The 11,955-nt window shown below is 53.9% G+C and carries 5 protein-coding genes; 2 read left to right on the top strand and 3 right to left on the bottom strand.

Annotation, left to right across the window (positions count from 1 at the left end; translation table 11 throughout):
• Positions 1–70 precede the first annotated feature (70 nt).
• Entirely contained in the window at positions 71–1,099 is a 1,029-nt protein-coding gene (locus PRIO_RS08725) for a cysteine peptidase family C39 domain-containing protein (RefSeq protein ID WP_046501913.1), read from the bottom strand.
• A 221-nt stretch (positions 1,100–1,320) separates the two neighbouring features.
• Here PRIO_RS08725 and loaP point away from each other — a divergent pair, with 221 nt between their 5' ends.
• Together loaP and PRIO_RS08715 are read left to right on the top strand one after the other, a co-directional pair.
• The gene (loaP, locus tag PRIO_RS08720) at positions 1,321–1,929 is read left to right on the top strand and encodes an antiterminator LoaP (protein WP_046501910.1); all 609 of its coding nucleotides are present in this window, start codon (positions 1,321–1,323) and stop codon (positions 1,927–1,929) included.
• A gap of 79 nt (positions 1,930–2,008) precedes the next feature.
• On the top strand, positions 2,009–2,725 hold the full coding sequence (locus tag PRIO_RS08715; RefSeq protein ID WP_020434160.1) for a 4'-phosphopantetheinyl transferase family protein: 717 nt from the start codon (positions 2,009–2,011) through the stop codon (positions 2,723–2,725).
• A 69-nt stretch (positions 2,726–2,794) separates the two neighbouring features.
• Here PRIO_RS08715 and PRIO_RS08710 read toward each other — a convergent pair whose 3' ends face one another.
• Positions 2,795–3,403, bottom strand: coding sequence for a GNAT family N-acetyltransferase (locus tag PRIO_RS08710; protein WP_020434161.1), 609 nt, complete (start codon positions 3,401–3,403; stop codon positions 2,795–2,797).
• A 12-nt stretch (positions 3,404–3,415) separates the two neighbouring features.
• Positions 3,416–11,923, bottom strand: a complete 8,508-nt coding sequence (locus PRIO_RS08705; protein ID WP_052741429.1) for a non-ribosomal peptide synthetase — start codon at positions 11,921–11,923, stop codon at positions 3,416–3,418.
• Between the last annotated feature and the right edge of the window lie 32 nt (positions 11,924–11,955).

Here is an 11,955-nt window from a genome sequence, read left to right as displayed (position 1 = left end):
AACGTGAACAGGGATGCCCCCAGCCGCAAAGGCGAGGGGCATCCCTGTTTGCTGTGGAGCCGGGTTCATGCTACAACAGCCCGGCCAGTTTTCTTAACACAATATCTTCGGTATGTACAACTTCATTCATTCTAGTGTCTATTTCGTCTAAAATACTGTCATTTTTAGTTATATTATATTTTATAGACAGGTTCCGGATCGTTAAGGAGTGTTTTACAACCTTCTCATATTCACTAGCCAAATCGTACTTTCCCAAATTTAGATAATGCATTCGTTCTGCCATGCACTTCTTATGTTCCCATAAAAGGTGGGGAATACGGATATCCAGACTTTTAGTCCCCTTCATCTCTTGTACTTGCTTGTTCAGCTGCTGTATGTAGCTGTACACTTCATGACCAAATATCCAATATTGTATATTCTGCACATAAGCGTGCGGCCCATCCACCGGAATTTGATCCCAGTAAATCCCTTGATCAATAGGTTTTGAGGATAAATAACCTTCGATTTGATTTCGGAGATGTGTGGCGCTAAGTGTATATTCGCCTTGTTTGCTGTTTAGCACCCGGAACAACCTGCGGAAGTGCTCACAAATATCGCTTTCCCAGGCTTTTATGAGCTGCTGGTATGAAATCACCGTTTGTATAAACTTGCCATTATCCAGATTATCCGCTATGTAAAATACACTGGCTGCCTCATCATACCCGTATACAAGTACTGAATGTTCTTTGTGCATTTTTTGATAGCAGGTGCTTTGCGGGATATAGTATTGATCCAAATAGAGCCAAATGTACTGGTTCTGGTTCAAATAACCGGTTAAAACCTCCTTAATGTTGAATGAATATTGAGAGTAAATGGTTTTATGTGGCGGTTTGTACACCTCCAGCCATGGACATGACGTAGATCCTTCCCCATACTCAAAAAAAGTGAAATGATCCGTAAAATACAAAGTATCATCACAAGTGTTAATGCCTATGGATATAAAATTACTATAATACCAGGGCAGATAGCCTTCATCTTTTGCAATAATCGAAAATAGCGCAGCGTATACATTGTAAGTACTTAGCTTGGGTTCATACATTGGAAGAATCCTGCTCTTCATCTGCAATTCTCTCCTAACGCCCCTCCCATGAGGAGGCTTTTTTCATTTTACAATTTTCGACATTTTAGTGCGATATGACTATTTATTGATAAATTATGATAATTATTGGAGGATATTCACTGCTTTCGACGAATTAATATCAGCAGTTTATTATTTTCAACAAATCCATTTATAGACTTTATTCATTCAGATGATCCTCTCTATCCTGAAAGGAGTCGGCTATGAACTGGTACATTTTTTTTGTGAAGACAGGCGATGAACTTTGTGTAAAAGACTGGTTGAACAACACTTTTGACAGAGAAACACTGTATTCTATCGTCCCAAAGAGAATAGTTCCCGAGAAAAAGAATGGAAAGCTTCTATACGTGGAAAAAAATTTGTTTCCAAGCTACATTTTCGTAAAAACAGTCATGGATTTCTCCACTTACTACCTGATCAAAAGGAATTCCAAAATCATCAAGATGCTGAACTATCTGAACAAAGAAGATTTAACCTGCCACAGAACAATTGCCGCACACAAGAAACAGTCTGCTGTGACTACAGTAGATAAAGAGGAGCTTTACTTCAAAAAGATTCCCGAGGAAGAGATGTCGATTATTTTAAAGCTTTTGAATCAGGAGGAAGAGATTAATTTCTCCAAGGTCTACACCATCGAATCCAAGGTCTATGTGGAGTCCGGACCGCTAAAGGGACTGGAAGGCATTATCAAAAAAATTAACAAACATACACGCCGGGCGAAAGTCCTGGTATCGCTCATGGGTGATCAGCGTATCATCGAACTCGGTATTGAATTCATAGAACCTGTTGGCAGCAGAGAATTAATCATGTAATCTTTGGATGAAGCAGATACTGTCTTTCTCTATGCGCTCAGGCGAATGCCGGAAGGCTACCCTTAAGGGAGGTTCAACCGTGTTACAGATCTATGCAGTCGCTATATCCCATTTCCCAAATACTCAGCTTCTCCCCCTGCTCTCCTGTGTATCCAGAGAAAAAAGTGAAAAGCTCTCCAGGTTTCATCATCAGGAAGATCTGATTCGGGGGCTGATTGGGGACCTGCTTGTCCGAAAAATAATTTCGGAGACATTTGCTGTGCCGGTAAAAGGGATTGTTTTTGATACGAATTCATACGGCAAGCCCTGTTTGGCTATACCTGACAACAGCAGCTTTCATTATAATGTATCGCACTCTGGAGACTGGGTGGTCTGTGCCATAGATGACTGTCCTGTCGGGATTGATATTGAAAAAATACAGCCTGTTCAACTCGAGATTTCCAGGCGTTTTTTTGCCCGGGAGGAAGTTGAATTTATCGAGAAGGCCCCCTCTGATGAGCAAAGGCAAAAACGGTTTTTTGCGGTTTGGACGGCAAAAGAAAGCTATATCAAGGCGATCGGCCAAGGCCTCTCCCATTCCTTGAACAATTTTTCTACAGTCCGGGAAGGAAGTGTCGAAGGCTGGCGGGTATTTGATCATTGTAACTGGTATTTGAAGGCATATAACCTTGATGACAGGTACGCTCTTGCTGTTTGCGGACAGAGGTCCCAGGTTTGTGATACGGTCAGGGTGATTTCTCCCGATGACATTATCCGGTACGTTCTGGGCGATCCCCAGCAGCAAAATGTCCATTAGAACTGCCGGGCGTTAAGTGAATAACAGGCTCCGCCGAATGATGACGGAGCCTGTTCACTGTCATCTGGGCTAAACCCTGCTGGAAGCAACGCCAAGGTCTGGATTCCGCTCTTTTTTATACTCTTCCTGCAATAATCCATAGATCTCCACATCAACGATGCCTTTACCGGACCATAACGTGGCCTGCCTTAATGTTCCTTCATACTTGAAGCCGTTTTTCAATAATACGCGTTTGGAAACTTCATTTGCCGGCATCACTTCGGCTTGAATTCTGTTCACTTCCACTTCCTGAAACAGGAAACGGACAACGCGGCTGACAGCCTCTGAAGCAAGCCCTTTTCCCCAATGCGCTTCCGCTAAAAAATAGCCGATGGTTATCATATCTACTTTTTGATTAAAATCAAAAGCTTCTATGATCCCAACCAGTGTATCCTTGTCGTTATTAGCAAAGATTCCCCACTTCAATCTCGATTTTTTATGAAAATCTCTTTCAAAGTGTCCAATCATCGTTGCCACGGTAGCTTTATTATGTTTGGGTATAATACCGCAATACTCAAAAACCGTATCATTGCTATAAATGCCAAACACCTCTTCTAGGTGACGCTCTTCAATCTTTTGGAGTGTTAAATGCTCAGACACAAGCACTGGAAATTGGCTGAATAAATGGTGTGTATTCACTGCTGTCCCCTTTCATGTTGACGGAAGCACGCTCTGTCTTTTCAATAAATCTCCCAGACCGGTTTCCAGATTACTGGTAATCACCTGTATAATTTCTATAAAGCCGCTAATCAGCTCACCGATAGCTTCTTCTGAAAACAACGATTCAAAATAGGTTATCTCAATCCCCAGGCTGCTGCTCTCCTGCACTACAATGAAGTGAAGATCGAACTTGCCCGGGACACTGTCGTGCCCGAACGAAACCATGTCAATGGCGTCAATTTGTTCTGCTGCCTCCATTTCGGCAAATTGAAACATTACATTGAATAAGGGCCGTCCCTGGAGATTGTGGGAACCATTCAGTTTCTCCACCAGACGGTCAAGCGGATAATCCTGATTTTCATAGGCTTCAATCAGCTTGTCTTTCACCTGATACAAATATTCCTGAAACGACAGCTTGCGGCAGGCAAAAAAGCGGACCGCCAGTGTATTGACCAACATCCCGACGATGTTGTCCAAGCCCTCATGATGTCTTCCCGATGTTGGCATGCCTACGACGATATCCTCGCAATCCGACAGCTTAGACAGTAAAGCGGTGAATGCGGCCATCAGCACCATAAACAGCGTTGATTCTGTTGTTTGTGCCAGACGGTGCAATGCACAGGCGGTTTGTTCATCTATGGCAAAATAGGCGGTCCGGGAAGGATCTTCCCCTGCCCGGTGTTCCGTCCCGCGGCCATCCCATGGAAGCGCGGGGACAGGCTCATGGAATACTCCAAGCCAGTACTCCTCCTGCCTGTTCCATTGCTCGGTGCCCGCCAGTAGACTCTGCCTTACCGCATAGTCTTTATATTGGAGCTTCAGAACCTCCAATTCTCTGTTCTCATACAGAGCCGCCAGGTCCTTCAGCAGAATGCTTACAGACGTACCGTCTGTTATGATGTGGTGCATATCGATAATCAGTACGGTTTCTTCCCGGTCTGTAAGCCGTATAAGTGCGGTCCGGAAAAGAGGCGGCTTATCGAGACGGAACGGTCTGACAAAGTCCTGGATCAGGAGTACCGTTTCTGTTTCGCTTAGCTCATATACCGGAAAAGCAAAAGAAACGGCAGGATTGATCTTTTGTCTCAGCATGCCGCTGTCCGCGTCCAGCTCGATGGTCGTCCGCAGCGATTCATGCCGGTTGACCAGCTTCTTCAGGGCCTCTTCAAGCCGCCCGGCGTCAAGCATACCCTTAATTCTGCGGATGACAGGAACATTGTAAGCCGTGCCTCTTCCCGATAGCTTATCCGCCATAAATATACTTCTTTGCGCCGGGGATGCCGGATAATAAGTTTCCTGCTTGCGTTCTGCTCCCGACAGCATATCGATCTCCGCCAGCTCCCGGTCCAGGTTACCGGCCATATGTTCCACTATATTCACGTAGTGGTGAAGAAACCGCTCCATCGTGTCTCTGCGGAACAACTTCGTGCAGTACTCCAGGTTCAGTTGTAGGCTGCCGTCTTTTTTTTCGGCAGCTTCCAGCGTAAGATCAAATTTGGCAATGCCGTTATTGACCGGGTAAGCCGTCATCTGCACATTTTGGATATCCGGGGTATACCCTTCCATATTCTGCAGGACGAACATGGTGTCAAACAATGGATTCCGGCTGAAATCCCGGGGCAGCTGCAGCTGCTCAATCAATTGCTCAAACGAGAATTCCTGATGCTCATAGGCTTTCAGACAGCTCTCCTTCACTTCGGCCAGGAAGCTCCGCACGGTTTTGTCCCGCTGCGGGAAGCTCCGCAGCGCCACGGTGTTGACGAACATCCCCACTACAGGTTCAAGCTCCGCATGCCTTCTTCCTGCAAACGGCGAACCCACGATGATGTCTCCTTGCCCCGTATATTTGTGCAGCAGCACATCATACGCAGCCAGCAGCACGATGAACAAGGTCGTGTCCGTGGCCTCCGCGAGCCGCTTCACCTCTCTGGTCCGCTCTGCGTCCAGCCCGGCGTGTAGCTTATCCCCTTCGAAGCTTTGCACCACGGGCCGGGGATAATCCGGCGGCAGGTCCAGCACCGGCAGTTCTCCTTGGAACTGCTCCAGCCAATAGCGTCCCTGCTCCCGTATTGTCCCATCCTGCCTGTTCTGTGCGGATTGCCAGCTGGCATAATCCTTGTACTGCATCCGCAGCGGCTCCAGCACCGCCCCTTCATAGAGCGCCGTGAATTCCTTCAGCACAAGATCCTGGGACACGCCGTCGGTGATCATGTGATGCATATCCAGCAGCAGGAGATGCTCCTCATGGCCTGTCCGGACCACCTTGACGCGGAACAGCGGGCCTGTCCGCAGTTCAAACGGACGGACAAACGGCCCGATCAGGGAACGGTGATCCCCGCCGGGTACGTCCTCATACTCGAAAAATCCCCTGGCCTGGGGAAGCACGTTCTGGACCACGGTATCGCCGATCATTTCGAAGCAGGTCCGCAGCGATTCATGCCGCTGGCTGAGCGCCGCAAACGCCGCCTCGCAGCGGGCCGGGTCAAACGGTCCCTGCACCTGCGCGGCCCAGGTGACATTGTAGGCGGTGCCGATCGCCTCGAATTGCTGCAGGACGTACAGCCGCTCCTGCTGCGACGAGAGGCGATAATACGCCTGCTGCGGGTCTGCCCGCGGGATGGACACGAAGCGCTGCTTCGGCGCTTCCCGGATTACCCCCGCAAGCTGCCGGACCGTCGGCGACCGGAACAGCTTCTGAATCGGGAGGCTGACCCCGAACGCCTTCTTGATGCGGGCAAGCAGCGCAATCGCCTTCAGGGAGTGCCCGCCCAGGCGGAAGAAGTTATCCTCCGGGCCGATCCCCGCCACGCCCAGCACCTCCTGCCAGAGCCCGGCCAACCGCTGCCCGATCTCGTCCGTGAGCGCAGCATCCTCCCCGTCTGCCTCGTCTGCCGCAACACCGGTTCTCGTCATCGGCTCCGGCAATGCCCGGCGGTCCAGTTTTCCGTTGGGCGTCAGCGGCATGGCCTCCAGCAGCACCACGTGCTGCGGAACCATATAGGCGGGCAGCTTTTCTTCCAGCTCCCCGCGCACCTGCTCTGCGGTGGTTCCAATGGCTGCCACCACATAGGCGCACAGCGTGGTGTCCCCCGCCGCATCCTGCCCGGCGGTTACCACCGCTTCACGTACCCGGGGGCTGTCCAGCAGCTTCCGCTCGATCTCCTCAATCTCGATGCGGAACCCCCGCACCTTCACCTGGTGGTCCACCCGGCCGATGAACACCACATTGCCGTCCGGCCGCCGCTTCACGATATCTCCTGTCCGGTACACCGTCTCTTCCGGCAGGTCCGCGCTGTGCACGAAGCGTTCCTTCGTCAGCTCCGGGGCTTGGTAGTAGCCGCGTCCTACGCCGGCTCCCCCGATGCACAGCTCCCCTTCCACGCCTTCAGGGACAAGCTTCAGTTCAGAGTCCACCACATACAGCCGTACGTTGTCAATGGGGGTGCCGACGGGCAGTTCATCCCCGCCCGTCCAGTCTTCGCCCCGCAGCCGGTAATAGGAAGCGATATCCGTACACTCGGTCGGGCCGTAGGTGTTAATGATCTCTGCCCGGCACTGCCCGCTGCGAAGCCAGGGTCCCAGCTTGGTCATATGAACCGGTTCTCCGCCAAGGAACACTGCGCGTAGGCTGCTCAATTGATGATACCCACTGTCCGCCGCGCACTCCACCAGCGGGTAGAACGCGCTGGGCGTGCAGTTAATCACCGTGATGCCTTCCCGTCCGATGGTCTCCGCCATGTGTTCATAATCGTACAGGCCCGGCTCGAACAGCACCAGCCGGCCACCGGCCACCAGTGCCGCATACAGATTTTTCTGCGCCAGATCGAAGCTGGCCGAGGCAATTTGCAGGATGCGGTCCTTCGCAGTGAAGGCGAACTCCCGCGTGTACCAGTGGAGCAAATTGACAAACGAATGCGAACGGATCATGGCTCCCTTCGGATTCCCTGTCGAGCCTGACGTATAAAGCACGTACATCAGCCGCTCGGGTTGGTAGGCAAGCGGCAGACTTCCGTCCGGCAGCTCCGCCGCCAGCAGGTCCTCAATGGACACGGCTTCGGTTACGGCTTCCGCCACCCGGTCCCTGAACTTGTGCTGTACCAGCAGCAGCTTCGCCTGGGAATGGCGCAGCAAGTAACGGAGCCGCTCTGCCGGATAATCGGGATCAACGGGAGTGTAAGCCGCTCCCGCCTTGAGCACCCCGAGCAAAGCCGCCACCAGCTCCAGGGACCGCTCCGCCATGACGGCGACAACGTCCTCTTCCCCGATTCCCCTCGCGTGAAGCGCCTGCGCGATGCGGTTGGACTGCCCGTGAAGCTCCCGGTAAGTCAAGTGCTTAGCTCCCAGCGAAACCGCAATCTCCTCCGGGCGCTTCAGGACCTGTTCCTCCAGCAGCATGGCGATGCTCTTTTCGTAAGGATAGGGAACCGCTGTATTGTTCCATTCATGAACCAGCCGCTTGCGCTCTGCTCCCGACAGTATATCGATCTCTGACAGCTCCCGGTCCAGGTTACCGGCCATATGTTCCACTATATTCACGTAGTGGTGAAGAAACCGCTCCATCGTGTCTCTGCGGAACAATTTCGTGCAGTACTCCAGGTTCAAGCGAAGGCTGCCGTCTTTTTTTTCGGCGGCTTCCAGCGTAAGATCGAATTTGGCAATGCCGTTATTGACCGGGTAAACCGTCATCTGCACATCTTTGATATCCGGGGTATACCCTTCCATATTTTGCAGGACGAACATGGTGTCAAACAATGGATTCCGGCTGAAATCCCGGGGCAGCTGCAGCTGCTCAATCAATTGCTCAAACGAGAATTCCTGATGCTCATAGGCTTTCAGACAGCTCTCCTTCACTTCGGCCAGGAAGCTCCGCACGGTTTTGTCCCGCTGCGGGAAGCTGCGCAGCGCCACGGTGTTGACGAACATCCCCACTACAGGTTCAAGCTCCGCATGTCTTCTTCCTGCTAACGGCGAACCCACGATGATGTCCTCTTGCCCCGTATATTTGTGCAGCAGCACATCATACGCGGCCAGCAGCACGATGAACAAGGTCGTATCCGTGGCCTCCGCGAGCCGCTTCACCTCTCTGGTCCGCTCTGCGTCCAGCCCGGCGTGTAGCTTATCCCCTTCGAAGCTTTGCACCACGGGCCGGGGATAATCCGGCGGCAGGTCCAGCACCGGCAGTTCTCCTTGGAACTGCTCCAGCCAATAGCGTCCCTGCTCCCGTATTGTCCCATCCTGCCTGTTCTGTGCGGATTGCCAGCTGGCATAATCCTTGTACTGCATCCGCAGCGGCTCCAGCACCGCCCCTTCATAGAGCGCCGTGAACTCCTTCAGCACAAGATCCTGGGACACGCCGTCGGTGATCATGTGATGCATATCCAGCAGCAGGAGATGCTCCTCTTGGCCTGTCCGGACCACCTTGACGCGGAACAGCGGGCCTGTCCGCAGTTCAAACGGACGGACAAACGGCCCGATCAGGGAACGGTGATCTCCGCCGGGTACGTCCTCATACTCGAAAAATCCCCTGGCCTGGGGAAACACGTTCTGGACCACGGTATCACCGATCATTTCGAAGCAGGTCCGCAGCGATTCATGCCGCTGGCTGAGCGCCGCAAACGCCGCTTCACAGCGGGCCGGGTCAAACGGTCCCTGCACCTGCGCGGCCCAGGTGACATTGTAGGCGGTGCCGATCGCCTCGAATTGCTGCAGGACGTACAGCCGCTCCTGCTGCGACGAGAGGCGGTAATACGCCTGCTGCGGGTCTGCCCGCGGGATGGACACGAAGCGCTGCTTCGGCGCTTCCCGGATTACCCCGGCAAGCTGCCGGACCGTCGGCGACCGGAACAGCCTCTGAATCGGGAGGCTGACCCCGAACGCCTTCTTGATGCGGGCAAGCAGCGCAATCGCCTTCAGGGAGTGCCCGCCCAGGCGGAAGAAGTTATCCTCCGGGCCGATCCCCCCCACGCCCAGCACCTCCTGCCAGAGCCCGGCCAACCGCTGCCCGATCTCGTCCGTGAGCGCGGTATCGTCCCCGTCTGCCGCAGCACCGGTTCTCCCGACCGGCTCCGGCAATGCCCGGCGGTCCAGTTTTCCGTTGGGCGTCAGCGGCATGGCCTCCAGCAGCACCACGTGCTGCGGAACCATATAGGCGGGCAGCTTTTCTTCCAGCTCCCCGCGCACCTGCTCTGCGGTGGTGCCGGGTGCTGCCACCACATAGGCGCACAGCGTGGTGTCCCCCGCCGCATCCTGCCCGGCGGTTACCACCGCTTCATGTACCCGGGGGCTGTCCAGCAGCTTCCGCTCGATCTCCTCAATCTCGATGCGGAACCCCCGCACCTTCACCTGGTGGTCCACCCGGCCGATGAACACCACATTGCCGTCCGGCCGCCGCTTCACGATATCCCCGGTCCGGTACACCGTCTCTTCCGGCAGGTCGCCGCTGTGCACGAAGCGTTCCTTCGTCAGCTCCGGCGCATGATAGTAGCCGCGTCCTACGCCAGCTCCCCCGATGCACAGCTCCCCTTCCACGCCTTCAGGGACAAGCTTCAGTTCTGAGTCCACCACATACAACCGCACGTTGTCAATCGGTTTGCCGATGGGCAGCTCATCCCCGCCCGTCCAGTCTTCAGCCCGCAGCCGGTAATAGGAAGCGATATCCGTACACTCGGTCGGGCCGTAGGTGTTAATGATCTCTGCCCGGCACTGCCCGCTGCGAAGCCAGGGTCCCAGCTTGGTCATATGGACCGGTTCTCCGCCGAGAAACACTGCCCGCAAGCTTTTCAGTTGGTGGTAACCGCCGTCTGCCGCGCACTCCACCAGCGGGTAGAATGCGCTAGGCGTGCAGTTAATCACCGTGATGCCTTCCCGTTCGATCGTCTCCGCCATGTGCTCATAATCGTACAGGCCCGGCTCGAACAGCACCAGCCGCCCGCCAGCCACCAGCGCGGCATACAAGTTTTTCTGCGCCAGATCGAAGCTGGCTGAGGCAATTTGCAGGATGGTGTCCTTCGCAGTGAAGGCAAACTCCCGCGTGTACCAGTGGAGCAAATTGACAAACGAATGCGAGCGGATCATGGCCCCCTTCGGATTCCCTGTCGAGCCTGACGTATAGAGCACGTACATCAGCCGCTCGGGCCGGTAGGCAAGCGGCAGACTTCCGTCCGGCAGCTCCGCCGCCAGCAGGTCCTCAATGGCCACGGATTCCGTTTCAGCTTCGGTTGCGGTTTCGGCCTTAACACCAGCTTCGGCCTCCCCTTCGACATTAGCATCAGCTTCGACTTTAGCATCAGCTTCGGCCTCGGTTTCAGCTTTGGCATCAGCTTCAGCTTCGGCTTCCGCCACCCGGTCCCTGAACTTGTGCTGCATAAGCAGCAGCTTCGCCTGGGAATGGCGCAGCAAGTAACGGAGCCGCTTTGCCGGATAATCGGGATCAACGGGAGTGTAGGCCGCTCCCGCCTTGAGCACCCCGAGCAAAGCCGCCACCAGCTCCAGGGACCGCTCCGCCATGACGGCGACAACGTCCTCTTCCCCGATTCCCCTCGCGTGAAGCGCCTGCGCGATGCGGTTGGACTGCCCGTGAAGCTCCCGGTAAGTCAAGTGCTTAGCTCCCAGCGAAACCGCAATCTCCTCCGGGCGCTTCAGAACCTGTTCCTCCAGCAGCATGGCGATGCTCTTTTCGTAAGGATAGGGAACCGCTGTATTGTTCCATTCATGAACCAGCCGCTTGCGCTCTGCTCCCGACAGTATATCGATCTCTGACAGCTCCCGGTCCAGGTTACCGGCCATATGTTCCACTATATTCACGTAGTGGTGAAGAAACCGCTCCATTGAACCTTGCGAGAACAGGGCTGTATCGTACTCCAGTTTCAGCAGAATTCCATCTTCTTTCCTTTCGGGCATCAATGCAAAATCATATTTATCCAATCCGGTTTCGGCATCACCCGTCTGGAATAAGGCATCGAACAGGGGGTTTCTGCTTGGATCACGGTCAAGATTCAGCTTCTTCACCACTTCGGCATAGGGGGTGTTCCGGGGATTGCTGGCTTCCACACAAATAGCTTGAATACGATTTACATATTCCCGCCAAGTTGCAGCCCAATTCACTTGTCCCGCCAGAACGCTGAGGCCTGCGCCCCCTTCCCAGCCGGACTGCTGAACCGGACCGCAAGCCCATCCGACACAGACGGTATCCTGTCCTGTATATTTAGAGAGCAGCAAGATGTAACATGCAAGCAGCGCGGTTTCGGCAGATACCGCTTCGCGTTCCGCTAAGCGCTCCAGCCTGCATGCCAGCTCCCCGCTTGTCCGGAGCATGACAACCTCCCCTGCAAAGCTTCTGGCAGCCGGACGGACATAATCCAAAGGCATATTTAACGCATGCGTGCCGTTGCCTATAAGGTTATGCCAGTATTCGCCAATTTGCCCGTCACACGCCGGCTGTCCGGGCTGCACTTGCAAAGGTTCCCCTGTATGGCTAACACCTGAAGGCTCCTGTTCCATGATTCGCTCTCCTTTGGCGGTAAAATAGGCAT

This window comes from Paenibacillus riograndensis SBR5 (assembly GCF_000981585.1).
Classification (GTDB): Bacteria; Bacillota; Bacilli; order Paenibacillales; family Paenibacillaceae; genus Paenibacillus_AQ; species Paenibacillus_AQ riograndensis.
Note: the sequence above shows the minus strand (reverse complement) of the source record. Positions and strands in the feature narration are given on the sequence as shown.

Bases quoted from the DNA above. Each gene is read 5' to 3' on its own strand.
- PRIO_RS08705 (WP_052741429.1), bottom strand. From the start codon at position 11,923: ATGGAACAGGAGCCTTCAGGTGTTAGCCATACAGGGGAACCTTTGCAA.
- loaP (WP_046501910.1), top strand. From the start codon at position 1,321: ATGAACTGGTACATTTTTTTTGTGAAGACAGGCGATGAACTTTGTGTA.
- PRIO_RS08725 (WP_046501913.1), bottom strand. From the start codon at position 1,099: ATGAAGAGCAGGATTCTTCCAATGTATGAACCCAAGCTAAGTACTTAC.